Source organism: Prevotella sp. tf2-5 (genome assembly GCF_900115435.1).
Classification (GTDB): Bacteria; Bacteroidota; Bacteroidia; order Bacteroidales; family Bacteroidaceae; genus Prevotella.
Genome location: NZ_FOWK01000007.1, coordinates 107,559 through 131,388, shown reverse-complemented (window position 1 = coordinate 131,388; position 23,830 = coordinate 107,559). Strand labels below are relative to the sequence as shown.

Annotated in this window: 21 protein-coding genes and 1 tRNA gene; 9 read left to right on the top strand and 13 right to left on the bottom strand. The window is 48.3% G+C overall.

Annotated elements, in window-relative coordinates:
- Positions 1 to 9: 9 nt before the first annotated feature.
- The 4 genes from BM257_RS09070 to BM257_RS09055 are packed head-to-tail and all read right to left on the bottom strand — an operon-like array spanning position 10 to position 3,790.
- Entirely contained in the window at positions 10 to 1,317 is a 1,308-nt protein-coding gene (locus BM257_RS09070) for a lytic transglycosylase domain-containing protein (RefSeq protein ID WP_092071381.1), read from the bottom strand.
- Positions 1,318 to 1,330: 13 nt separating this feature from the next.
- Complete coding sequence (locus BM257_RS09065) at positions 1,331 to 2,056, bottom strand: DUF5683 domain-containing protein (RefSeq protein ID WP_092071378.1); 726 nt, start codon at positions 2,054 to 2,056, stop codon at positions 1,331 to 1,333.
- Positions 2,057 to 2,091: 35 nt separating this feature from the next.
- Positions 2,092 to 3,021, bottom strand: a complete 930-nt coding sequence (locus BM257_RS09060; RefSeq protein ID WP_092071375.1) for a ParB/RepB/Spo0J family partition protein — start codon at positions 3,019 to 3,021, stop codon at positions 2,092 to 2,094.
- Positions 3,022 to 3,025: 4 nt separating this feature from the next.
- Positions 3,026 to 3,790, bottom strand: coding sequence for a ParA family protein (locus tag BM257_RS09055; RefSeq protein WP_092071372.1), 765 nt, complete (start codon positions 3,788 to 3,790; stop codon positions 3,026 to 3,028).
- Between the two features lie 114 nt (positions 3,791 to 3,904).
- On the opposite strand from BM257_RS09055, the gene surE reads away from it, so the two are divergent.
- The 5 genes from surE to BM257_RS09030 all read left to right on the top strand — a co-directional run bounded on the left by surE (position 3,905) and on the right by BM257_RS09030 (position 8,377).
- Positions 3,905 to 4,675, top strand: coding sequence for a 5'/3'-nucleotidase SurE (surE, locus tag BM257_RS09050; RefSeq protein ID WP_092071369.1), 771 nt, complete (start codon positions 3,905 to 3,907; stop codon positions 4,673 to 4,675).
- Complete coding sequence (gene lpxB, locus BM257_RS09045; RefSeq protein WP_092071366.1) at positions 4,672 to 5,793, top strand: lipid-A-disaccharide synthase; 1,122 nt, start codon at positions 4,672 to 4,674, stop codon at positions 5,791 to 5,793. The genes surE and lpxB overlap by 4 nt, the downstream gene beginning before the upstream one ends.
- 5 nt (positions 5,794 to 5,798) lie before the next feature.
- The gene (locus BM257_RS09040; protein ID WP_092071363.1) at positions 5,799 to 7,115 is read left to right on the top strand and encodes an NCS2 family permease; all 1,317 of its coding nucleotides are present in this window, start codon (positions 5,799 to 5,801) and stop codon (positions 7,113 to 7,115) included.
- Between the two features lie 31 nt (positions 7,116 to 7,146).
- A complete protein-coding gene (locus tag BM257_RS09035) occupies positions 7,147 to 7,857 on the top strand; it encodes a DUF5020 family protein (RefSeq protein ID WP_092071360.1) in 711 nt (236 codons plus the stop codon).
- Positions 7,858 to 7,933: 76 nt separating this feature from the next.
- Positions 7,934 to 8,377 carry a hypothetical protein gene (locus BM257_RS09030; RefSeq protein ID WP_218154503.1) on the top strand — a complete coding sequence of 148 codons (444 nt, stop codon included), beginning with the start codon at positions 7,934 to 7,936 and terminating at the stop codon, positions 8,375 to 8,377.
- A gap of 43 nt (positions 8,378 to 8,420) precedes the next feature.
- Here BM257_RS09030 and BM257_RS09025 read toward each other — a convergent pair whose 3' ends face one another.
- Genes BM257_RS09025 through rsfS form a run of 5 tightly spaced genes read right to left on the bottom strand, consistent with a single transcriptional unit; the run spans position 8,421 to position 13,250 of the window.
- The gene (locus tag BM257_RS09025) at positions 8,421 to 8,984 is read right to left on the bottom strand and encodes a DUF4359 domain-containing protein (RefSeq protein ID WP_092071354.1); all 564 of its coding nucleotides are present in this window, start codon (positions 8,982 to 8,984) and stop codon (positions 8,421 to 8,423) included.
- A 4-nt stretch (positions 8,985 to 8,988) separates the two neighbouring features.
- Entirely contained in the window at positions 8,989 to 9,939 is a 951-nt protein-coding gene (locus BM257_RS09020; RefSeq protein ID WP_092071351.1) for a glycoside hydrolase family 5 protein, read from the bottom strand.
- A gap of 5 nt (positions 9,940 to 9,944) precedes the next feature.
- Entirely contained in the window at positions 9,945 to 10,832 is an 888-nt protein-coding gene (locus tag BM257_RS09015; protein WP_092071348.1) for a phosphatidate cytidylyltransferase, read from the bottom strand.
- 4 nt (positions 10,833 to 10,836) lie between these two features.
- Positions 10,837 to 12,873: an ATP-dependent zinc metalloprotease FtsH gene (ftsH, locus tag BM257_RS09010; RefSeq protein WP_092071345.1), complete on the bottom strand. Its 2,037-nt coding sequence runs from the start codon at positions 12,871 to 12,873 to the stop codon at positions 10,837 to 10,839.
- Positions 12,874 to 12,890: 17 nt separating this feature from the next.
- The gene (gene rsfS / locus BM257_RS09005; protein WP_092071342.1) at positions 12,891 to 13,250 is read right to left on the bottom strand and encodes a ribosome silencing factor; all 360 of its coding nucleotides are present in this window, start codon (positions 13,248 to 13,250) and stop codon (positions 12,891 to 12,893) included.
- A 108-nt stretch (positions 13,251 to 13,358) separates the two neighbouring features.
- Here rsfS and BM257_RS09000 point away from each other — a divergent pair, with 108 nt between their 5' ends.
- From BM257_RS09000 to BM257_RS08990, 3 genes are all read left to right on the top strand, one after another.
- Positions 13,359 to 14,120: a peptidylprolyl isomerase gene (locus BM257_RS09000; protein ID WP_092071481.1), complete on the top strand. Its 762-nt coding sequence runs from the start codon at positions 13,359 to 13,361 to the stop codon at positions 14,118 to 14,120.
- A 59-nt stretch (positions 14,121 to 14,179) separates the two neighbouring features.
- Positions 14,180 to 14,250, top strand: a tRNA-Gln gene (locus tag BM257_RS08995).
- 147 nt (positions 14,251 to 14,397) lie between these two features.
- The gene (locus BM257_RS08990) at positions 14,398 to 16,755 is read left to right on the top strand and encodes a beta-glucosidase (protein ID WP_092071478.1); all 2,358 of its coding nucleotides are present in this window, start codon (positions 14,398 to 14,400) and stop codon (positions 16,753 to 16,755) included.
- 249 nt (positions 16,756 to 17,004) lie between these two features.
- Here BM257_RS08990 and BM257_RS08985 read toward each other — a convergent pair whose 3' ends face one another.
- The 4 genes from BM257_RS08985 to BM257_RS08970 all read right to left on the bottom strand — a co-directional run bounded on the left by BM257_RS08985 (position 17,005) and on the right by BM257_RS08970 (position 22,666).
- On the bottom strand, positions 17,005 to 18,939 hold the full coding sequence (locus tag BM257_RS08985; protein WP_092071339.1) for a DUF349 domain-containing protein: 1,935 nt from the start codon (positions 18,937 to 18,939) through the stop codon (positions 17,005 to 17,007).
- A 113-nt stretch (positions 18,940 to 19,052) separates the two neighbouring features.
- Positions 19,053 to 19,979, bottom strand: a complete 927-nt coding sequence (locus BM257_RS08980; RefSeq protein ID WP_092071336.1) for a magnesium transporter CorA family protein — start codon at positions 19,977 to 19,979, stop codon at positions 19,053 to 19,055.
- 231 nt (positions 19,980 to 20,210) lie between these two features.
- Entirely contained in the window at positions 20,211 to 21,668 is a 1,458-nt protein-coding gene (locus tag BM257_RS08975; RefSeq protein WP_092071333.1) for an aminoacyl-histidine dipeptidase, read from the bottom strand.
- Positions 21,669 to 21,679: 11 nt separating this feature from the next.
- Positions 21,680 to 22,666: a lysylphosphatidylglycerol synthase transmembrane domain-containing protein gene (locus BM257_RS08970; protein WP_092071330.1), complete on the bottom strand. Its 987-nt coding sequence runs from the start codon at positions 22,664 to 22,666 to the stop codon at positions 21,680 to 21,682.
- A 129-nt stretch (positions 22,667 to 22,795) separates the two neighbouring features.
- Between BM257_RS08970 and BM257_RS08965 the strand changes: the two genes are divergently transcribed.
- Positions 22,796 to 23,824: an SDR family oxidoreductase gene (locus tag BM257_RS08965; RefSeq protein WP_092071328.1), complete on the top strand. Its 1,029-nt coding sequence runs from the start codon at positions 22,796 to 22,798 to the stop codon at positions 23,822 to 23,824.
- The last annotated feature ends 6 nt before the right edge of the window (positions 23,825 to 23,830 follow it).

The window sequence follows — 23,830 nt, the reverse complement described above, 5'->3', positions numbered from 1 at the left end:
AGTGAAATATTATCTGCGTCTTCTCCTGGATGATTTACGACCTTTGGCCTTGTTTTTGCCTTTGCTGGCACGTGCTTTGCCTCGGGTCGCCGCTTTCTTACCACCACGACGAGCCTTGGAATGACGTCCTATGCGTCCTTTACGTCCTTTCTTGTAAGAGCGTTTGCTCTTATGATAGTAGGTAGGGGTATAGTCATTGACTTCCACAATGGTGCGGTTCGTCAGTAACTCATTAGCTTTGTAATTGCAGATAGCGTCTTCGTTCTCAATGTATCTGTTAACATCAGATAGGGGCAGGCGGAGTGCATAAGGTTCTGTGTTACCTGGGATAATGTCGTGACGATACATTGGATTGAGGGCACGCAACATCTCAATATCTACATTCAGAACCTTGGCAATCTGTTCTAAGTGAATCTTCTTGGTGACCATGACAGTGTCCGTCTGGGCTGGCAGACGACTGCTCATCGGACAGATGTTGTGCAAAGAGTAGTACGTCATCATGTAGTTGGCAGCAATGAAAGCTGGCACATAACCACGAGTCTCTCTAGGCAGGTAAGGGTAAATTTGCCAATAGTCCTTAGAACCGCCAGAACGCTGGATCGCCTTGCTGACATTACCTGGTCCGCAGTTGTAGGCGGCAATCACCAGGTTCCAGTCGCCAAATACTTTATAGAGGTCGCTCAACAAATGAGCTGCGGCATAGGATGCCTTGATAGGGTCGCGGCGTTCGTCTACCAGCGAGTTCATCTGAAGATTATATTGTCTGCCGGTAGCGGGCATGAATTGCCAAAGTCCTGCGGCTCCCACGCGGGAAACAGCCTTTGGGTTCAGCGCAGACTCAATGACAGGCAGGTATTTCAATTCCAGTGGTATCTGGTATGTCTCCAAAGCCTCCTCGAAGATAGGCATATAGAAATTACCTGCTCCAAGACAATAGGCGATGGTGCCACGCAGGCGGCTGGCATAGCGGTCAATAAACTGTTGCACCACATTATTATGAGCCATCTCCATCACTGTTGGCATGCGTGACAGACGTTCAATGTAGACTTCCTCTGGATAGTGGGGATTCTCATTCCTCATATTACAGTCTCCGGAGGTGAGATAGGTCTTTGCCATATACTCATTCAGCAGACTGTCGAGGTCGTAAGTCATTGCCTCAGGAAATTCTATAATCTCCTCGTTACCGCTTTGGTCTATGACGACAATCTCGTCTTCCTCATCCACTTCATCCTCGGGCTCCGTCTCAATTTGAGCCTGTACGGTGATTGACATGCCAAAAAGTATGGCGAGCAGCATAAGAATTTTCTTGCTTATCATTCCTTATTTGGTTTTAAAAATTTAACTTGCAGTTGACTCCCAACGACTGGGCTTGTAATGGGTTACCGCCACCATGGTTGGGAATTACGGTAGGCTCAACCTTCAGACTCAGGTCCTTTGAGATATCAAAGGCAGACAGTTCTGCGTCCACATAAGCGTCAATCACGGAGAGCGCATAGACACCTATCATCACAAAGATACTTAAATCACGCCAGCGACGGTATTTATCTTTACGATTCTTGAAGATCTCCTTATAACGTTCTTCATTAGTGCTGTTGATTTCCACACCTAAATGCAGGAACTTGTTATAACTTGCCGTACCAGGGTCGTTGTCCATGAGGTCGAGATAGGCTTGTGAGTAATCTTTGTACATCATGTTATTCCAGGTGAGCGCATAGATACACCCGATGAACCCTCCGTAGATGATGGGGAGCTTCCAGTATTTTCGATTGTAAATCTGACCAGCTCCGGGCAATACCAGTGCCAGCCATAAAGCACGCTTAGGGTCAGGTCGCCAAGTGTTCCAGTCACGCTTAGGCTTGACAATGCGTGTAGAGTCTATCAATACAGAAGACACAGGCTCTTCTTCGATGGTCATCACAGAGTCAGCGCGGGTGAGAGAGTCGATGCGTGCCATCAGCACATCGATGCTGTCAACGGGTGTCGCCTTACTATCTGTCTGCGCCATGGCACACGTCCCCGTCACCATCATCAAGAAGATGAATAGTGAGCGATGCATATATATGGCATGATGGTGTTTCAAAGTTTTATTCCTTATTTATTGTTAACACTGTCGAGGGTATTCATGATACGCTCTAATTCCTCCTCGTTATCGAAAGAGATACTGATTTTCCCCTTTCCCTTTGGAGAGCAAGTCATCTGTACTTTGGTCTGGAAGAATTGGGCGAGACGGTCTTTTAGTACACTAAATTCTTCAGGAAGTAGTGTCTTTCCCGTCATTTTTCCTGTTGCTGTCTTGATATTCTCCCCGTTCTTCAAAGCTTGAACCATCTCCTCCACTTTACGGACAGAATACTGGTGCTTCTGTATCTCCTTGAAAAGTTTAATCTGGGTAGAAGGACTGTCAATGGCAAGCAGGGCACGTGCGTGTCCCATGTCTATCTCGTGGTTCTTAAGTGCCATCTGTACCTGAGCAGGGAGTTTTAAGAGACGGAGAAAGTTGGTTACTGCTGTACGACTTTTTCCCACACGTTTGGAAATTTTGTCTTGGGTCATTCCCGTTGTCTCTGCGAGATGCTGGTAGGCAAGTGCCACCTCAATAGCATTCAGGTCTTCACGTTGGATATTCTCTACAAGAGCCATCTCCATCACCCCTTCGTCCTCAACGGTACGGATGTAGGCAGGAATTGACGTCAGACCAGCCAGTTGTGAGGCACGCCAACGGCGTTCCCCAGCAATAATCTGGTATTTGCCGTTGTCCATTTGACGGAGGGTGATAGGTTGTATGATACCTACCTCATGAATACTATTTGCCAGCTCTTGTAGGGCTTCTTGGTCAAATTCTCTACGAGGTTGGTTAGGATTAGGCTCTATCTGTGATATGGCAATTTCATTGAGGTTAGAGCTGCCTTGTGTCCTAACCTCACTGCCAGTGTCAATCAGTGCATCCAGTCCACGACCTCCACCAATATCGTCAAGTCCGCGTCCTAGTACACTCCTGTCGTATTTCTTTCTTACCGCCATTTCCTTAGCTGTTTTTATTGATAATCTCCTTTGCCAATGCAAGGTGGTTTTTCGAACCCGTAGAGTCTGCATCATACAGGATAACGGGCAGTCCATGGCTGGGACTTTCTGATAGTTTGACATTACGTTGGATGACCGTCTTGAAGACCAGCTCCTGGAAATGACGCTTTACCTCATCATAAATCTGGTTGGCGAGGCGCAGACGGGAGTCGTACATGGTCAGCAGGAAGCCCTCAATCTCCAATTTAGGATTCAACTTGCTCTTAATGATGCGGATGGTGTTGAGTAGTTTACTGATTCCTTCCAATGCGAAGTATTCACACTGGACAGGGATGATAACGGAGTTTGCTGCAGTGAGGGCATTCACTGTGATGAGTCCCAGAGAAGGGGAACAGTCGATGAGGATATAGTCATAGTCGTCACGGATAGGAGCCAGCAGTTGTCCTATCACATTTTCCCTGTTCTTCAAGTTCAGCATCTCTATCTCGGCACCTACTAAATCGATATGGCTCGGAATGATGTCGAGTCCTTCAATATCTGTTGTGTAAATGGCATCGCGAACATCAGCCTTGTCAATGATACATTCATATAATGAGCATTCTACTTCTTGGATGTTCACACCCAAGCCACTAGAGGCATTCGCCTGTGGATCTGCGTCAACCACAAGGACCGTCTTCTCCAGAGTAGCAAGAGAGGCAGCCAAGTTGATTGCTGTCGTTGTCTTGCCAACACCGCCTTTTTGGTTTGCTAAAGCTATTATCTTTCCCATATTCAATCTTACACCTTAATGTGTATAATAGGATGCAAAGTTACGAATTTTATATGAGAATCTGTCAAATCTCAACCTTTTTTAGTAAATTTGCAGGCAAATAATAATTTTTTCATGGAAAATAAGAACCCTTTTATATTAATTTCTAATGATGACGGCTATCAGGCAAAAGGTATCAACTGTCTGGTGGATATGATACGTGACATGGCGGATATCCTGGTATGTGCCCCTGATGCGGGCAAAAGCGGGTCAGCATGCGCCTTTACGGCAAATGATCCTCTGACGCTAACACCATGGGTACAGGAAGAGGGATTAGAGATATGGTCGTGTAATGGGACTCCTGTGGATAGTGTGAAGCTGGCGCTGGATGAACTATGTCATGGCAGGCGCCCTCAGATGGTTATTGGTGGTATTAACCACGGAGACAATGCATCTGTGAATGTCCATTACAGTGGTACGATGGGTGTTACTTTAGAGGGTTGCATGAAATATATCCCCTCTGTGGCATTCTCCCTTTGTACTCATGATTACTTTGCTGATTTTGAGCCATTGCGTCCTTATATCCGAAAGATTGTAAGAAAAGTGTTGGATGAAGGACTGCCAAAGGGTGTCTGTCTGAATGTAAACTTCCCTGTCGTCGACCATTTTGAGGGTGTCAAAATTTGTCGTATGGCACCTGGTACCTGGGGAAGTGAGACTGTGAAATGCCATCACCCCCGTGGCTATGACTATTGGTGGATGGTGGGAAAATATACCAATGATGAGCCGGAGGCAGAGGATACGGACAACTGGGCATTGACACATGGTTATGTGGCAATTACGCCGACAAGGATTGACGTGACATCCTATGAGATGATAGATCAGATGAAAAACTGGGATTTATGAGGTATTATCTGATAGTAGGGGAGGCGAGTGGTGATCTGCATGCGTCACATCTGATGCAATCACTGAAAAAACAAGATACGGAGGCGCAGTTCCGTTTTTTTGGTGGAGACCTGATGACGGCAGTAGGGGGCACTCGTGTTAAACATTACAAGGAACTTGCCTATATGGGTTTTATTCCTGTATTGCTGCACCTTCCTACTATCCTTCGTCATATGAAAATGTGCCAGCAGGATATCCTGCAATGGCAACCTGATGTGGTTATCTTGGTCGACTATCCCGGCTTTAACTTGAAGATCGCGAAGTATGTCAAGGAACATTCCAATATCCCCGTTTATTACTACATCTCTCCCAAGATATGGGCTTGGAAAGAATACCGTATCAAGAATATCAAGCGGGATGTGGATGAACTTTTCTCAATCCTGCCTTTTGAGGTAGATTTCTTTGAGAAAAGACATCATTACCCCATTCATTATGTCGGGAATCCGACAGCACAGGAAGTGCGGGAGTTCTTAGAAAGAAGAGAGATGGAGAGAAAAGAGGGGAAACCAGTCATCGCTCTATTGGCTGGTTCAAGAAAGCAGGAAATCAAGGATAACCTTCCTGCCATGATAGCTGCCACTCGTCATTTGTCAACAACATACGATATCGTTTTGGCAGGGGCACCGAGTATCACCCCCTCTTACTATGAGCAGTTTCTGCAAAATAGTGCCGTCCGTCTTGTTGTCAACGAGACCTATTCCTTATTGTCGGAAGCGACAGCTGCTTTGGTGACCAGTGGCACGGCGACATTGGAGACGGCGATGTTCCGTGTTCCACAGGTGGTGTGCTACGAGACACCTATTCCTAAGATAATCGCCTTCTTAAAGAAACATCTTTTGAAGGTGAAGTATATCTCGCTGGTGAATCTGATAGCCGACAACGAGGTCGTGCCAGAGCTGGTGGCAGATACGTTTAGTGTGGAGAATATTCGCAAGCACCTGGAGGCGATACTTCCTGGTGGTGCAGCGCGTCAGGAGATGTTAGAAGGGTATGAGGAAGTGTATCGTCGCTTGGGCGACAGTCATGCACCAGATGTGGCAGCTCAGTTGATGTGTAAACTAATAATTCAAAATAATTAATACATATGAACACATTTTTATCTTGGCTGGGTTTTGATGCTCAGAAACATTCCGTCAAAGTTGAAATGATGGCGGGATTAACAACCTTCCTTACCATGTCGTACATCCTTGCCGTCAACCCGATTATTCTCAGTGAAACGGGCATGGATAAGGGTGCGGTGTTCTCAGCAACAGTGATTGCTGCCATGGTGGCAACACTCGTAATGGCTTTCTATGCCAAGATGCCTTTCGCGCTTGCCTCAGGTATGGGACTGAATGCTTTCTTTGCCTATACACTGGTCCTGGTGATGGGGTTTTCATGGCAAGAGGCTTTGGCTGCCGTATTTATAGAGGGTATTTTCTTCATTCTTCTCACTATATTTAAAGTTCGCGAGGCTATCGTTTCCTCGATTCCTATGAATCTCCGTTATTCTATCTCTGTGGGCATCGGTTTGTTTATTGCTTTTATCGGACTGAAGAATGGTGGTATTATTGTTGTGAATGAGTCAACTGCAACAGGTTTGGGACCTTGGACAACGAATTCCATACTTGCTGCCTGTGGTATTTTGCTAGGTGCAATCTTGTTGGTGATGAAGGTTCGTGGAGCTTTGTTCTATACCATTCTTATCATGACAGTCATCGGTATTCCGTTCGGCATTACAAAGATTCCTGAGAATTTTTCGATATTGAGCCTTCCTGCCTCTTTGGGTCCTGTTGCCTTTAAGATGGATTTCTCTCGTTTCCTCTCGTTGGATATAGACTATTATATTGTAATAGTAACCCTGTTGTTTATGGATTTGTTTGACACTATTGGTACCCTGATAGGTACCTCCACGGCTGCTGGTATGGTAGACAAGAAGACGGGAAAGGTACAGAATCTGAGTAAGTCATTAATGGCTGACGCCGTGGGTACTACTGTAGGTGCCATTTGTGGTACTTCTATCGTAACGACATATTTGGAGAGCACGACAGGAATTGCTGCAGGTGGACGTACGGGACTGACAGCATTCACTGTGGCAGTATTGTTCTTCCTGTCATTGTTCTTCTCTCCCATTTTCCTGATGATTCCCTCAGCAGCTACTACTAGTGCATTGTTCCTGGTAGGTGTGATGATGCTCCGCCAGATCATATATATCGATTTTATCGATTTCTCGGAATCGATGCCCTGTTTTGCTACCATACTGATGATACCTTTTACAGCAAGTATCTCAGAGGGTATTATCCTAGGTATGCTCTCGTATGTCATCGTGAAGATGTGCACGGGTCGTCATCGTGAATTGACAGCGATGATGTATATCCTTGCAACTTTCTTTATCTTGAAATATATAGCACCATTGTTTTAAATTAATTATTGACAATTAAAATATAAGAATTATGAAAAAACAGTTATTTACGTTATCGCTTCTCGCATTATGTATGACGGTAGGAGCACAGAACATCCAGCTTCATTATGATTTTGGACGTAACATCTACACTGGTGAAGAGTCAGGTCGTCAGAAAGTGACTATTACCCTTGAGCAGTTCAAGGCAGATAAGTGGGGCTCTTGGTTCTATTTCGTGGATGTCGACCTGGGTCGTCACTTCACTGAGAGTGCCTATACGGAGATTGCCCGTGAGTTCAACTTGGGCAAGCAGTCACCTTTCGCAGCACATGTTGAGTACAATGGAGGACTGAGTCGTAATGGCAGTTTCCAGCAGGCAGCTTTGGTGGGTGCTGCCTATAACGGTCATACAGCTGATTTCTCGAAGACTTGGTCTGTTCAGTTGATGTATAAGCAGTATTTCAAGAGTTATGATAACACCCGCTCATATGCCAGTGCTCAGTTGACGGGTGTGTGGGGCTTGAATTTCTGCAATAACAAACTGCGTTTTGCCGGTTTCATTGACTTCTGGCGTGGTGAGAAGGCAAATAATCATGGTTGTCTGGTCATCCTTTCCGAGCCACAGCTGTGGTATAACTTCACAGAGCATTTCAGCGTAGGTACTGAATGGGAGTTCTCTAATAATTTCGTGTATAACAGTGACCCGGAGAGCACCAAGACGTTCTTCTGGAATCCGACACTTGCTGTGAAGTGGAATTTCTAAATATGGATTTACAAATATTCCCAGAATGAATATCCGCATAATAATTTTCATCGTTGGTGCTTTGTTGATGAATTGTATGAGTAGTCTTGCACAAGACAATGAGGCTCCCAAGGGAAAGTTAATCTATTGCAGTTACGCCTGTGACCGTCATGCTGGTCTGGGTAAGAGCTATTGTGAGTTGATAGCAGATATAGGTAAACGTCCTCAGGTGGTGGTCAGTCTGTATAACAAATGCCACTATAGGGATGCTGTCAATAAGACATTCGATGTCAAAGAACAGGATGTTGAGCGTATGCAGCAACTGCTTGCCGACCTGAAAGTCTATCAGCTTGATGGGTATCAGCATGATGAGCAGTTGGAAGGTGGAGCCGCCTATCGCATCTATATGGAATATGCCTCTGGTACACATATCAATGCTGTCTGGTCTGGACATGAGATCAAACCAGAGGCTGAGGCTGCCTATGCTGCCATCGAACGGTTCTTCGCTCCATGGCGGGAACAGGTGGATGTGAAAGAGTGAAAGGGAAAAATGAAGAGGAAGCATGAGCTTCCTCTTTGTTTTTCTAGTTGGTGAGTTTCTTCTTGAGTTTCTTAATACTCTTGTTGATAGCTTTCTGTTTCTTACGGGCTTCTTTCTTTTTCCGCTTCTCTTCCTTGCGAGCCTCTTTCTCACGTTTGCGCTCTTCCTTCTTTAACTGCTTCTCCATCTTTCGAGCTTCTTTTGCAGCTTCTTTGGCGGCTTTGCGCTCACTCTTTTTCTCAGCCTTTTCCTTGGTGGAGGCTTCTAAGGCTTCTCGCAGCATCTGTTTGTCAAAGGTAAAGACATGACCGAGGATTCCAAAAGACAGGACCTTTGTCTCATCACCCATTTTCACATGTGTGGTGTTGCAGATGAGGTAGTTGTCCACCTCCAGTTTCGAGTTCAGGGCCACCTCAACGGTTTTGTTGACAATACCTTTTCCCAAGTCTGTCAGTACATTGTCACCCATCCGGTTAGTAGCTTCCTCATCGACATACTCCTTCACAGCCTCCATCATCGCCTTCTTATGCGCTTTCTTGTCCGGGACGGTTTTTGCCATCGCTACCACGGCAACGATGACGATGACAATTATCAGAAACTTCTTCATCTTTTTACTTATTGTATTTCCTCAGTAAATTCTTGACGAGTTTGCCGTACACCTTGATGACATCGTCAGGCCAGGGACCTGTGGCAGTGGCACGGGGCAGGAGCATCGAGCAACTCTCGTTCTTGTCGCTGATAGACCAGCAGATCCAGCTTACTCCTAAGCGCTCACACAGTTGTATCCATTTTTCTTCACTCTCAGGGTCGATCTTACCGTCGCCAGACGCTTCTGTGGCACCACTCTCGGAAATGAATACGGGGATGCCCTTCTTGACAGCGTCCTCCATGCGGTCACGCAGATAGTCACCATGGGTGGCAGCATAGAAATGAACGGTGTACATGATATTCTTAAAACCAGTCAATGGACTCTCTGCCACGAGGTGGATATCCTGATCCCAGTGGGGACAGCCTACCAGTACGATATTGTCCGGGTCGTACTTGCGGATCTCGCCAATCACCTCTGCAGCGTATTTCTTCAGGTCAGCCCAGGTGTCCTCCACAGGCTCGTTGTATATCTCATAGATGATATGGGGATACTTGCCGTATTTCTGTGCCATCTCGCCAAAGAACTTCTTCGCCTCAGCGGTCTGCATGTGGTGGCTATGCCAGTCGATGATGACATACACGTTATTCTTGATGGCGGCCTCGATGACATTGGTCATACATTGCTTGGCAAAGGTGGGATTCTCCAAGTAGTTGTCCTCAATCATAATACCCATTGCCGCACGGACAACACTGGCGTTCCAGTCTTCTTTCAGCGTTTTGACAGCCTTTTTGTTATAGAAACGAGGCCAGATGTTATGCCATCCGAAACTGACACCACGGAGGATAACGGGTCTCCCATTCTGGTCACACAGTTGTGAACCCTTTACTTGTAACTGTCCCCATTTCTTGACAGGGTCTTGGGCATGTGCGCTGATGGCACATAGCATCAGGATAATAGTTAATAGCTTCTTCATATCAGTTAAAATAAGGATATCGTGTATAAGTATATGACGGCGGCAGGGATGGCAAGCAGGGAAGAGTCAAAACGGTCGAGCATACCCCCATGACCTGGCAGGATACTGCCAGAGTCCTTGATGCCGAGGGTGCGCTTGAAGATACTCTCCACCAAGTCGCCCCATGTGCCGAAGACAACAACGACCAAGCCCAGTCCTAGCCATTGCTCTAGGGTGAGCATGCCACTACTCCTGAATCCTGCGTCAGCGAGGTAAGAGAGCTGTCCGCTGTCGAAGACATACAGGAGGTAGGCGACAGCGAGGACTACGACAGCCCCGCCGATACTGCCTTCCCATGATTTCCCTGGGGAGATACGGGGGAAGAGCTTATGTCTGCCCAGCAGAGAGCCAATGCAGTAGGCTCCTGTGTCGTTCATCCATAGGAAGATGAATACCGACAGGGGCAGGATGGGGTTGAATAAGACCAGTCCCTCTGGTGATGCCGTAAACGCCAGCACGTTCAGTAACGAGAAGGGGAGGGCGATATACATCTGTGAGAGCATGGTGTAAGCCCAGTCGTTGATAGGGTCCTCCTGTTTCATATACAGCTCTGCTACCAGCAGATAGATCACCGTCACGAGATAGGGGATAAACACCACTGATTTCGCAGCCCCGCCATAGATGTCACTACAATAGTAAGTCATGGCGAAGAAGAAATAGACACCTGCCACTGTGCAGATGAAACGGTTGACAGTCACTCCAGGACGCTCGTTGACGAGTCCGGTAAATTCCCAGACAGTAAGTCCTGTGACAATGGCAAACAACAGTACCATCGCCTCTGGTCGAAGGAAGCTTGCTACGATGGCTGCCACGAAGATGATGCCAGTAATAGTTCTGACGATGAAGTTATTCATAAGCTTATTTTTGATTTTCCGAGTTCTCCGAGTTCTCTGAGTTCTCTGAGTTCTCCGAGATTAATCCTAGTTCCTTGGCTCTTTCCTCAGCCATACGCTCTGCCTCAGCACGCTGCTGAGCCTCTAACAGTTCCTCGGCACGACTGGTCCAGGGACGCTTGCCGAAGATTTCCTCGACATCATCGGCGAAGATAACCTCACGATCAATCAACAATTGGGCAAGACGGGCATGCCCCTCTTTGTGCTCTGTCAGGATCTTCTTGGCACGCTCATATTGTTCGTTGATCATCTTCAGCACTTCGTCGTCCATCACCTTCGCCGTCGTCTCAGAATAGGGCTTCTGGAATGAGTACTCGCTATTATTGTAATAGCAGATATTAGGTAACTTGTCACTCATACCAGCATAAGCGATCATACCGTATGCCTGTTTGGTGGTACGCTCTAAGTCGTTCATGGCACCAGTGGAGATCTGTCCCACAAACAGCTCCTCAGCGGCACGACCACCTAAGAGAGAACACATCTCGTCGAGCATGGCCTCTTTTGTCTGCAGTACACGCTCCTCTGGCAGATACCAGGCGGCACCTAGTGCCTGTCCGCGAGGTACGATGCTGACTTTCACGAGGGGGTTGGCAAACTCCGTAAACCACGAGATGGTGGCATGACCGGCCTCATGGATCGCTATCGAGCGTTTCTCAGCCTCCGTCATCACCTTCGTCTTCTTCTCCAGACCTCCAATGATACGGTCTACAGCATCAAGGAAGTCTTGCTTACCTACTTTGGGACGGTTATGGCGAGCCGCAATCAGTGCTGCCTCATTACATACGTTAGCGATATCCGCACCAGAGAAACCAGGGGTCTGACGAGCCAGGAAGTCAATATCCAGATTCTCATCGAGTTTCAGGGGCTTCAGGTGTACTTGGAAAATCTCCTTACGCTCGTTGAGATCGGGCATGTCAACATGTATCTGGCGGTCGAAACGACCAGCACGCATCAGGGCGGAGTCCAGCATGTCGGCACGGTTGGTGGCGGCAAGGGTGATGATACCACTGTTCGTACCAAAACCGTCCATCTCCGTCAATAGGGCGTTCAGGGTGTTCTCACGCTCGTCATTACCTCCCATGGCGGGATTCTTCGAACGGGCACGTCCTACTGCGTCAATCTCATCGATGAAGATGATGCAGGGGGCTTTCGACTTCGCCTGCTGGAACAGGTCGCGGACACGACTGGCTCCCACACCCACGAACATCTCCACGAAGTCGGAACCACTCATCGAGAAGAAGGGAACACCAGCCTCACCGGCAACAGCCTTGGCAAGAAGGGTCTTACCTGTTCCCGGAGGACCGACCAGCAAGGCTCCCTTGGGAATCTTACCTCCTAGTTCGGTGTATTTCTGGGGGTTCTTCAGGAAGTCCACGATTTCCTGCATCTCCTGCTTGGCACCAGCCTGACCGGCTACGTCCTTGAAGGTGATTCCCAAGGAACCGCCTTTCTCATACATCTGTGCCTTTGACTTGCCGACGCTGAAGATACCTCCGCGACCTCCAATGCCTCCGCCTCCCATACGGCGCATGATGAACATCCAGACAAAGATGATACCTGCGAAGAACAGCACGTTCATGACGATGGAGTTGAAGAACTCACTCTCCCGTTGGTTGTCAAACGACAGCTCGCCACTGAATTTCTTCAGGTCGCGTGCCTGGTTGACAAACTGCTCCACCTGGTCTACGGAGCCAAACTCCACAGATACCGTAGGTTCTTTGCCTGTCGCCTTCACTCCTTGGTGGAACACATCACGGATATGCTCTGGCTTGACATACATCTGCAGGGTATTCGTGTTCTTGTTGACCACAATCTTCGAGGCATAGCCTTTCATGACCCATGTCTTGAAGTTACTATACGATGTGGTGGTCTGCACACTTGAGTTCTCGTTGCCATTGGTGAAATAAAGTACGACGATGGCAATGATAGCCACCATGTATATCCAGTTCATATTGAACTTGGGCATATTCATCTTAGGCTCGTTATTCGACTGCTTATCCATTCAATCTCTATTTTTCTTTAATCTAAATCGGGAATATTGGTCAGTGACGCGTCTTCCCATAAATGTTCTAAATCGTAGTATGCTCGTACGTCAGGGAGGAAAATATGTACCATCACGTCGGTATAGTCCATCGCCACCCACTGGGCGTTCTCTAGTCCGGCAACTGCCGTCGGTTTCTCCTGGAGCTCCTTGCGGGCAAACTCGCCGATCGACTCTGTGATCGCCTCTACCTGGGAGGGGGAGTTCCCCTGACATATAATAAAATAGTGGCAGATAGCCCCCTCGATACCCTTCAGGTCAACGGTGACAATCTGCGATCCTTTCTTTTCTTGTATTCCTTTTATGATGGTGTCAACCAGCTGTGTTGATGTTTCCATTAATTATATATAATGTGTTATTGAGTTGCAAAGGTAGTGTAAATCGGACGAAAAACCAAAGGAAAACAAATTTTTTCTTTATCTTTGCAGACGAAAACAATGAAGATGATGAGAAAAACTGCTATGACAACATTCCGGGGATGCCTGCTGTCCCTCGTGTTATTAATGACTTCTCCTGTCTTTGCACAGGAGCGTGCCGAGGTCTTGTTGGAGACCACGGAGGGGAATATCCGTATCGCCTTGTATAATGAGACTCCCTTACATCGTGATAATTTCCTGAAGGTGGTGGGCATGCAACTCTATGACTCGTTGCTGTTCCATCGGGTGATCAAGGATTTCATGGTGCAGAGCGGCGACTTGAACAGCAAGTATGCGAAACCGGGTGCACTGCTAGGGACGGGTGAGCTCGACTATACCACAGAGGCGGAGTTCCGTCTGCCGCAGTTGTTCCACAGACGTGGCGCCGTGGCTGCCGCCCGTGAGGGGGATAAGGTCAACCCCGGGCGCCGTTCTGGTGCTTGCCAGTTCTATATCGTGTGGGGAAAACAATGGGACGATGCCCGTCTTGCCAAGGTGCAGGAACGTCTCGATACGTTGACACAGGGCACCGTTAAGATAACACCGGAGATGGCTGAGGTGTATAAGAGGATGGGAGGTACCCCTCACCTGGATGGACAATATACTGTCTTTGGGGAGGTCATTGAGGGCTTGGATATCGTCGAACGCATCCAGCAGGTGGCTACGGATAAGAATGACCGCCCCTTGACGGATATCCGTATCTTACGTGCCACCATCACGAAAAACCCGTTTGCTCCGGCTCCAAAACCAGAGAAAAAGAAACAAATTTCACGTCGGAAGCAAAAAAAGTAGCCAAAATTTTTGCGCATTCCGAAAAAAGCAGTACCTTTGCACCCGCAATCGAAAAAGATTGGGGTATGGTGTAATGGTAACACTACAGATTCTGGTCCTGTCATTCTTGGTTCGAGTCCGAGTACCCCAACTCATAAATTCGCAAGTTGTTGAATAAACACTTGCGTTTTTTTATGCCCGGGTCTCTGTGGATTGTTAATTATTAACATATATAAAGTGTAAGGATATAGATTATTTTTATATCTTTGCAACATCAATAACTAAATGATTTCTTATGATGAAAAAATTAATCCCAGTTTTAGGATTGGCAGTACTTGTCATTGGCTGTACTTCCGCCGATAAGACAACGAAGAACACCATCAACCAGGAGGAAGTGATGACGAAGATGTCACTCGAGGACAAGGCTCATTTTGTGATCGGTACAGGTATGCAAGGTTTCTCTGGTGACGAGGCAGTGATCGGTGCAACTAAGAATCTCGTACCTGGTGCCGCAGGTACCACCTATCCGCTCGACTCTCTCGGTATCCCGGCTATCGTGCTTGCTGACGGTCCTGCGGGACTCCGTATCGACCCCACCCGTGAGGGTGACTCCGCAACCTATTATTGTACCCATTTCCCTATCGGTACGCTGTTGGCATGTACGTGGAACACGCAACTCGTGGAAGAGGTAGGTGTCGCCATGGGACAGGAGGTGAAGGAGTATGGTGCCGACGTGCTGCTGGCTCCTGCCCTCAATATCATGCGTAACCCGCTCTGTGGACGAAACTTCGAATACTACTCAGAGGATCCTGTCGTGGCTGGTAAGACGGCTGCCGCCTATATCATTGGTATTCAGAAGAATGATGTCGGCACGAGTATCAAGCACTTTGCCGCCAACAACCAGGAGACGAACCGTATGGGTAATGACGCCCGGATGTCCCAACGTGCCCTTCGTGAGATTTACTTGAAAGGTTTCGAGATTGCTATCAAGGAGAGCAAGCCCTGGACGGTGATGACTTCCTATAACTTCATCAATGGGGTCTATACCTCTGAGAGCAAAGACCTCGTACAGACAATCCTCCGAGAAGAGTGGGGCTATGAAGGCACGGTGATGACCGATTGGTTCGGTGGTAAGGACGGGGCCGTACAGATGTGGGCGGGCAATGACATGCTACAGCCGGGTAAGGTCGCCCAGTACGACTCTATCGTGGCAGGTGTGAAGAGTGGCAAACTCGCAGAGGCTGACCTCGACCGTAATGTGGGACGTATCCTCAACCTTATCGAGAAGACTCCTCGCTATCAGGGGTATCAGTACTCTAATAAACCTGACCTGAAGGCTCATGCTGCAGTAACACGGCAGTCGGCTGTCGAGGGTATGGTATTAATGAAGAATGAGAAAGCCCTGCCTTTTGCCGAGAAGGTCAAGACGGTGGCACTCTATGGAAACACCTCCTATGAGTTCATCGCCGGTGGTACCGGCTCGGGTAACGTGAACCATGCCTATGTGGTGTCGCTGCTCGACGGTATGAAGAATGGCGGCTATGCTGTATCTGACGATTTGAGGAAGGCTTACGAGCAGTTCTGGAAAGACTATCGTCAAGCACGTGATGCTGAGATTGCTGAGATAGAGAAGACGGACAAGCAGAAGGCGATGATGATGCGCTTCCTGCCCAGTGGACTGCCTGCCGAGAAGCAGTTTACGACTGCTGAGCTCGAGGCACAGGCTGCCAAGGCTGACATCGCCGTCCTGACCATTGGCAGGATATCTGGTGAGTTCTTTGACCGTAAGTCGGCTGACTTTAACCTGAACGACTCTGAGCGCAAACTCTTGGAACAGGTCTGTGAGACTTATCATAAGGCTGGCAAGCAGGTGGTGGTACTGCTGAATATCGGTGGTGTCATCGAGACTGATTCGTGGAAACAGCTACCTGATGCAATCCTCTGTGCATGGCAGGCAGGACAGGAGGGCGGAAACAGTGTCGTTGACGTGCTGAGTGGCAAACAGTCGCCCTCGGGTAAGTTTACCATGACATGGCCTGTCAAGTTCAGCGATGCCTACTCCTCTAAGAACTTCCCTGTAGATCAGACTGCCAAGCTCGACTTCATGAATACTGTTGAGCGTGGTAATGTGAAGAATGTGGACTGGACGAACTATGAGGAGGATGTCTACGTGGGCTATCGCTACTTTGACTCCTTCGATGTGCCTGTCAGCTATCCTTTTGGCTTCGGCTTGAGCTATACTTCCTTCGATTACACTGATGCCAAGATTGCGGAGAAAGGTGATGCTTATGTGGTGTCCGTCACTGTCAAGAATAGTGGTGAGCGTGAGGGTAAGGAGGTGGTGGAACTTTACATCTCTGCCCCTGATAACAAGGCTGCCAATAAGCCTGCCAAGGAGCTGAAGGCTTATGCTAAGACCAAGAACCTGAAACCGGGTGAGAGCGAGACGCTGTCTCTCAGTGTGAAGGCTGCCGACCTCGCATCGTTCGATGACACTGCCTCTGCATGGGTAGTGGCTGAGGGTGAGTATCAGTTCCTCGTGGCTGCCTCTTCACAAGATGTCAAGGCGACGCTGCCTGCTAAGGTCAAGGCTCAGCAGACTAAGGTGCATGATGTCATGAAGCCTACGGAAAAACTGAACCTGCTGAAGAGGTAGACACGCTCTTCCCAGTTCCGATGGGGTATTATATGCGCCCTTCGAGGGAGTTAGTGCCTACAGTCTTATTTTAAATAAGACATCAAAAACATATAACCATATAACATGACATGCTTCAAACGCCCTTGTACAAAGGGATTGAAGCATGTTATATGTTGTTCAAACATGTAACATACATCTAACATACATACCACATAATGAAGATATTCAAAAAAAATGAGGAAGCAATTGTTGCTTCCTCGTTTTGCTTTATTCTTTCTCGTTGTTCTTAGCGTCAATCGCTTTGATCTTCTCACGTACGAGTTGTACCTCGTCTTTCAGTTTCTGCACCTTACGATTCATCTCGTCGATGAGGGAGTTGCCCTTCTTGGAGGCAGCGTTGAGGAAACCGAGGTTGTTCTCGTAGGTCTGAACCTCAGCCTTCAACTGCTCGTATTGGCGCATCAGGCGAGCCCGCTCGTTGTCAAGGGCATCGGCACCGCGGTCAGCTACTTGCTTGAGGTTGTCCTTAAACTTGTTAAGGCGACGCTTAGCCACACTGATATTCAGTTCTTTATAGAGCTTGTCGACAACAGCGTGATATTCCTCATAGAGCTTGTCCTTCTCCTTGAAGGGTACGTGACCAATAGACTGGTACTGCTCCACGAGTTGCTGTACCTTCTCTTGCAGACCGTCGCCAGCCTCTTGGGCAGCGGCTTTCAGCTGTTCGATGATGCTACGCTTCTTCTCCAGGTTCTGGTATTCCTCACCACGACCACTTACGCCGGCAGCGTTACGAGCCTCGAAGAACTTGTTGCAGGCTCCCAGGAATTCCTCCCACAGCTGGTCACCCAGTTTCTTGGGAACCATACCGATGGTCTTCCACTCGCGCTGCAGGTTGATGAGCTTGTCACTTGTCGACTTCCAGTCGGTAGAGTCTTGCAAAGCTTTTGCCTTCTCGATGAGGGCACGCTTCTTTTCCGCATTCTCCTTGAAGTTCTCCTTGAGTCCTTTGAAGTATTCTGCCTTCCGTCCGAAGAAGTCATCACAAGCGGCACGGAAACGCTCGAAGATCTTGACATTCATCTTCTGGGGAGCAAAACCGATGGTCTTCCACTCAGCCTGAATGGCGATAATCTCCTTGGTATGACGCTCCCAGTCGGCACTACCCTTGTTCTCCTCAGCGGCAATCGCCTCTACTTTCTCACAGAGGGCAGTCTTGCGGGCGAGGTTATCCTCTTCCTTGGCACGCAGCTCCTCGAAATGCTGTTGGTGACGCTTGTTGATAACTGTTGAGGCAGCTTTGAAGCGGCTCCATATCTCCTCACGCAGTTCCTTTGCCACAGGACCGATCTCACGGAACTCCTGGTGGAGCTTCTGCAACTGGTGGAAGGCGCTGATCACCTCTGGCTCGTCGGCAAGTTTCTCGGCAGACTCGCAGAGTTTCGTCTTTAACTCAAGATTCTTCTTGAAGTCATACTCACGAGCCTCACTGTTGAGTTTCAACAGGTCATAGAATTGCTCGACATAGAGCTGGTAGTTACGCCATAGCTCGTTGGCTTTCTCGGCAGGGACGTTCTTGATCTCCTTCCATTCTTCCTGTAACGCCTTGAATTCCTTGTATGACTTGTTGGCTTCCTCGGGAGAGGTCACCATTCCTTTGATTTTCTCGATAATGTCGAGCTTCTTCTGGAGGTTCTCTTGTTTCTCCTGCTCTTGTTCCTTGAAGAGCTTCTGGCGCTTCTCCTTGATGATGCTCATCTCAGCCTTGAAAGCCTCCTCGTCCACATCAGGCAGTATCTGGTAAGCCTCTGGGTCACCACCACCATCGATATATTCTTTCAAACGGGCCTCTCGCTCTGCGATATGCATTTTATAGAAGACAGTCTTCAGGTAGTCTACCTCCTCTTTTTGTGGTGCTTCTTCCCCTTGGGCGATCTCACGGGCACGTTCCAGTACCTCTTTCTTGGTCTGGTACTGTTTGCGCTCAGGCTCCTCAGCGGGAGCTGCCACCTCCTCAGCGGGAGCTGCCACCTCTTCAGTGGGAGCTGCCACCTCTTCAGCAGGAGCCGTCGCCTCCTCTGCGGGAGCTTTCACCTCTTCTGCGGGAGCCGTCACCTCTTCTACCGGGGCAGTTGCCTTTGTTTCCACTACGTTCTGTTCCACGTTCTGCTCTTGTTCGAGAGCTTGTTCTTGAGAGTCCATCGTCTATTCTTTTTTAGTTAATGAAAATGGTTAGTACACACATATCAAGGTACAAACTTAGTAAAAAAACATGAAAGTACCTAATTTTTTGCCAATTATTTTCCAAAATAGGGCTAAATCAGTCGTTTATGACGGAAGAAGAACCATGAGGCAATGGAAATAGCAAGTGACAGGACGATAGCAATAATGAATCCTACGGGGTTACTTTCCATGCCGTTGATGAGGTTCATGCCGAAGAAACTGGATATCAAAGTGGGCAGCATCAGGATGATGGTCACAGAGGTCAGCGTACGCATGATGGTGTTCATGTTGTTGTTGATGATACTCTGGTAGGTGTCCATCGTCGACTCGAGGATGTTCGAGTAGATATTGGTTGTCTCCCGGGCCTGTGTCATCTCGATATTCACGTCTTCGATCAAGTCGGCGTCGAGCTCGTCAATCTGCAATTTGAACTTCAGTTTGGAGAGCAGCGTCTCATTGCCTCGGATAGAGGTGTTGAAATAGGTGAGCGAGTCTTGCAGGCGTGACAATCCGATCAGGCTCTCATTGTTCACCTCTTTGTCGAGGTTGCGTTTTGCCTTCTCAATGAGCATGGATATCTGTTTCAGTCGCTTCAGATACCAGACCGCACTGGAGAGGAAAAGTCGGAAGATCATATCGACATAGTCCGTGAAGCCCTCACCACGCTTCTGCTGGTAGGACACGAAGTCAATCATCATGTTCGTCTCGTAGTAGCATACGGTGATGGTGACATCACGTTTATGGATGATACCCAAGGGCACTGTAGTATATGGTGTACGTGAGCGTACCTCCTTGACATAAGGGATACGCAGGATGATGAGCATCCATCCGTCGTCGTACTCATAGCGGGCACGCTCGTCGGTATCGCTGATGTCTGAGAGGAAATAATCGGGTATCTGATACTGCTCTTCCAGCATCTGGATATCCTCTTCTGTTGGACATGTCACCTGTATCCAACAATTTGGCTGCCACTCCTCGAGTTGGCTGAGCCCACCTGTCATGTTCCAGAAAGTCTTCATAATGCTAATCCTTTTTTAGAAAAACGGTCTTAGCGGCAAGAGGATTAGCGGTCTTGCCTGCTGTCCTCACGCCTTACGAATTGTAATGATTCGCCGGGTAATCGTCCATTTTATTTGTTACTATTTTGGTTATTCGGTTGCAAAGGTACGAAAATATTTAAAAGAAAAAAGAAAAAAAGGTAAAAAAGTAAAGGCTGTGCCCCCTTTTTTACCCTTTTACCTTTTATTTTCTTACTTTTGTGGAATATCCTCCAATGTCTTCTTCAGCAGTTGCCAAAAGGGGTCGACGGTCTCAATAAGGGCACGCTCGCTAGTGGTGTGTGGTGACTTCATCGTGGGACCGAAGCTGACGACATCGAGGTGTGGGTACTTGCCAAGGATGACGGAACACTCAAGACCAGCATGATCGACCTGAATGATGCCGTCCTTGCCAAACAACTGTTTGTACTCTTTCAAGAGCAGATGCAGGATGGGGGAGTCGGGATTGGGGTCCCAGCCGCCATAGGATCCGGCGGTCTCCACCTTCATGCCTGCCATATTGAAACAACTCTCCAGCATCTTCACGATATAGTCTTTCATATCCTCGCGACTGCTTCGCGCAAGAATCTTGATGACAGCCTGACCACCCTCGATATCGATGATGGCAAGGTTGCTGGAGGTCTCTACGACATCGGGGTAGGAGGGTATCATACGTACCACGCCGTCATGACAAGCGTAGATGGCATTGATGAGGTTATCCTGGATCTCCACGGGCACTTCCTGAGCTGGTGTCGCTATTTCCTCGACACTGAACTTAATACCGGTCTCTATACCTTTGTATTGTCTGTTGAAATCATCAAGCCAGCTGTCTGCCAGTTCTTTCAGGGCATCGACGTTCTCCTTGGGAAGTGTCAGCACAACTTCTGCCTTGTAAGGGATGACATTACGCACCTTCCCACCATGCCATGAAGCGAGACGTGCCTCTGTCTGTTCGATGGCCTCACGGACGAAGCGCACCATGAGTTTGTTGGCATTGGCACGCCCCTCGTTGATCTCCAGACCGCTATGTCCGCTGCGCAGACCTTTCAAGGTGACACGGACGGCGGCATCCTCCGGGTCGGTGTCTGTCTCTTGATACCCCATCGTGGCAGTGATGTCGATACCGCCAGCGGAGCCGATGACGAACTTTCCCCAGTGCTCAGAGTCAAGGTTCATGAGGATGTCACCTTGTAACTCACCTGCGGGTAGATCGTTGGCACCATACATACCTGTTTCCTCGTCACGGGTGATGAGGGCTTCGATAGGTCCGTGCTTCAGGGTCTTATCCTCCATGATAGACATGATGGCAGCAACACCCAGTCCGTTGTCAGCACCCAGTGTGGTGCCCTTCGCCTTCACCCATCCGTCGTCAATCCATGTACGGATGGGGTCTGTCTCGAAGTTATGACTCGACTCTGTGTCACGCTCTGGTACCATATCCATATGAGCCTGTAAGATGACACCTTTTCGGTTTTCCATCCCTGCTGAAGCTGGCTTGCGGAATACGATATTGCCTGCGGGGTCTTTGAACACCTCTACACCGACTTTTTCCCCAAAGTCGAGCAGGAACTGTTGGATTTTCTCGAGATGTCCACTGGGACGTGGAACTTGTGTGAGTGCGTGGAAATTCTTCCAGACGCACTTAGGGTTTAGGTTTTGAATTTCGTTCATTGTATCATTATTTAAGGGTTTGATCTTACTTTGGTAAACGAGAGTGCCCCCCACGCATAGATGCCTAACAGGACGACCAACATGGTCTGGACAGTATGGACGATGAGGACGAAATAGAGGGCGTGCTCGTCAGCGACGCCATATAGGATCAGCATCGTTTTGACAGCAAAATGCCAGGGTCCCGCTCCATTCGGGGTGGGTACGATGACAGCGATGGAGCCGACGATAAAGGTTACCAGTGCGCACCCCAGTCCTAGGTGTGACGTGAAGTCAAAACAGAAGAAGGTGAGGTAGTAATGCAGGAAATAACTCAGCCAGATTCCTATGGTGAAGGCGACGAACAGTGGAATGTTGCGTACGTCCTTCAAAGAGATGACTCCCTGCCAGATACCCCTAAAGGTTGTTTTCACCTTATTATATATAGAGAGCTTGCGTAATAGGAAATGTAACAGGACAAGAATCGCTATTGCTGATATCGCCGCCACGAAATAACCTGCCCATGAGAAACCATGCAGGATGGTATGCAGATTGGTGCCTGTCTTGCGGAAGAACATGCCGAAGGTGCTCATCTCCAACAATAATACCACCGTCGTAATACCCATTACCAATAGGGAGTCGATGGCTCGTTCTGTGACGACGGTACCTAATGCCTTGGGGAAGGATATGTTGTCGAAACGCTTCAATACGCCACAACGGGTGAACTCTCCTACACGGGGGATCATCAGGGATGCGGCATACGAAAGGAAGATAGAGTGTATACTCACGGAAGTGCGCGGATGCTCGTCAACAGGTTCTAATGTCTGCTTCCATCGCCATCCACGAAACATCTGAGCAAGGATGCCAAAGGGAAACGACAACAGCATCCACGTCCAGTCCATCTCGTCCGTCATCACATGACGAATCTGTTGCCAGTCTTCTCCCCGGTACATCCAATAGAGGATGGCTCCACCCAGGAGGAGTGGCATGAGAATCTTCAGGATGATATTACTAATCTTCATCGTAGAGTGCAAAGATACAGTAAATTTTCGAATATGGGCTTAAAAAAGTGAGATTATCTTGATTTTTCACAGGATTTTCATTATATTTGCAAGCAGGAAATATATTAATTAAGTTACAGGCATTCGATCATGAAGATTTTGCTTATCGGTGGAACGGGTACTATCAGCAGTGCCATCACCAGGCAGTTAGCGGAGAGCCGTCACGAGTTGTGGATATTGAATCGTGGTAGTCGCAAGGACGAGGTACCGTCAAGTGTAAAACAGGTTATCGCGGATATTGACGATGAGCGTGCGGTGTTGCAACAACTTGGCAGTGAGCAGTTTGATGCTGTCTGCGAGTTTATTGGTTTTACTCCTGCTCAGGTAGAGCGTGATATCCGTCTCTTCCGAGACCGTACCCGACAGTATGTATATATTAGTTCAGCGTCTGCCTATAACAAACCAGCAGCTAGTCATGTCATCACTGAGGGTACTACACTCTCCAATCCTTATTGGGAGTATTCTCGTAATAAAATTGCCTGTGAGGAACTGCTGCTGCGTGAGTATCGTGATAACGGATTCCCTGTGACCATTGTCCGCCCCAGTCATACATATTGTGAGCGAGGTGTGCCCGTCAGTGTCCACGGACCGAAAGGCAGTTGGCAGGTATTGAAGCGGATGATGGAGGGAAAACAGGTGATCGTGCAGGGTGACGGTAGTTCTTTATGGACCCTGATGTGGAATGAGGATTTCGCTCGTGGTTTTATCGGACTCTTGGGAAATCCGAAAGCGATAGGTGAGGCTTTCCAAATTATGAGTGATGAGTCACTGACTTGGAATCAGGTCTACCAGTGTGTCGCCCGTGCCCTAGGAGTTACTTTCCGTCCTTATTATGTCGCCTCTGACTTCCTTGCCTCCGTGGCTCCTAAGGAATATGACCTGACAGGGAATCTGTTGGGTGACAAGTCTGTTACTGTCGTTTTCGACTGTACCAAACTGAAACGTGCCGTACCTGGCTTCCAGGCTGTTACCCGTTTTGATGAGGGTGTCCGCCGTAGTGTAGCTTATGTGTTGAGTCATCCTGAGCTTCAGGTTGAGGAACCAGAGTTCGACGCTTGGTGTGACCGTGTGATAGAGGCTCAGGAAAAAGCGAAAGCAAGTTTCCAGCCCATAGAATAGTCTTTG

What these genes read in the sequence shown, in the direction of transcription:
- BM257_RS09070 (WP_092071381.1), bottom strand. Translation starts at nt 1,317, where the DNA reads ATGATAAGCAAGAAAATTCTTATGCTGCTCGCCATACTTTTTGGCATG.
- BM257_RS09065 (WP_092071378.1), bottom strand. Translation starts at nt 2,056, where the DNA reads ATGCATCGCTCACTATTCATCTTCTTGATGATGGTGACGGGGACGTGT.
- BM257_RS09060 (WP_092071375.1), bottom strand. Translation starts at nt 3,021, where the DNA reads ATGGCGGTAAGAAAGAAATACGACAGGAGTGTACTAGGACGCGGACTT.
- BM257_RS09055 (WP_092071372.1), bottom strand. Translation starts at nt 3,790, where the DNA reads ATGGGAAAGATAATAGCTTTAGCAAACCAAAAAGGCGGTGTTGGCAAG.
- surE (WP_092071369.1), top strand. Translation starts at nt 3,905, where the DNA reads ATGGAAAATAAGAACCCTTTTATATTAATTTCTAATGATGACGGCTAT.
- lpxB (WP_092071366.1), top strand. Translation starts at nt 4,672, where the DNA reads ATGAGGTATTATCTGATAGTAGGGGAGGCGAGTGGTGATCTGCATGCG.
- BM257_RS09040 (WP_092071363.1), top strand. Translation starts at nt 5,799, where the DNA reads ATGAACACATTTTTATCTTGGCTGGGTTTTGATGCTCAGAAACATTCC.
- BM257_RS09035 (WP_092071360.1), top strand. Translation starts at nt 7,147, where the DNA reads ATGAAAAAACAGTTATTTACGTTATCGCTTCTCGCATTATGTATGACG.
- BM257_RS09030 (WP_218154503.1), top strand. Translation starts at nt 7,934, where the DNA reads ATGAGTAGTCTTGCACAAGACAATGAGGCTCCCAAGGGAAAGTTAATC.
- BM257_RS09025 (WP_092071354.1), bottom strand. Translation starts at nt 8,984, where the DNA reads ATGAAGAAGTTTCTGATAATTGTCATCGTCATCGTTGCCGTGGTAGCG.
- BM257_RS09020 (WP_092071351.1), bottom strand. Translation starts at nt 9,939, where the DNA reads ATGAAGAAGCTATTAACTATTATCCTGATGCTATGTGCCATCAGCGCA.
- BM257_RS09015 (WP_092071348.1), bottom strand. Translation starts at nt 10,832, where the DNA reads ATGAATAACTTCATCGTCAGAACTATTACTGGCATCATCTTCGTGGCA.
- ftsH (WP_092071345.1), bottom strand. Translation starts at nt 12,873, where the DNA reads ATGGATAAGCAGTCGAATAACGAGCCTAAGATGAATATGCCCAAGTTC.
- rsfS (WP_092071342.1), bottom strand. Translation starts at nt 13,250, where the DNA reads ATGGAAACATCAACACAGCTGGTTGACACCATCATAAAAGGAATACAA.
- BM257_RS09000 (WP_092071481.1), top strand. Translation starts at nt 13,359, where the DNA reads ATGAGAAAAACTGCTATGACAACATTCCGGGGATGCCTGCTGTCCCTC.
- BM257_RS08990 (WP_092071478.1), top strand. Translation starts at nt 14,398, where the DNA reads ATGAAAAAATTAATCCCAGTTTTAGGATTGGCAGTACTTGTCATTGGC.
- BM257_RS08985 (WP_092071339.1), bottom strand. Translation starts at nt 18,939, where the DNA reads ATGGACTCTCAAGAACAAGCTCTCGAACAAGAGCAGAACGTGGAACAG.
- BM257_RS08980 (WP_092071336.1), bottom strand. Translation starts at nt 19,979, where the DNA reads ATGAAGACTTTCTGGAACATGACAGGTGGGCTCAGCCAACTCGAGGAG.
- BM257_RS08975 (WP_092071333.1), bottom strand. Translation starts at nt 21,668, where the DNA reads ATGAACGAAATTCAAAACCTAAACCCTAAGTGCGTCTGGAAGAATTTC.
- BM257_RS08970 (WP_092071330.1), bottom strand. Translation starts at nt 22,666, where the DNA reads ATGAAGATTAGTAATATCATCCTGAAGATTCTCATGCCACTCCTCCTG.
- BM257_RS08965 (WP_092071328.1), top strand. Translation starts at nt 22,796, where the DNA reads ATGAAGATTTTGCTTATCGGTGGAACGGGTACTATCAGCAGTGCCATC.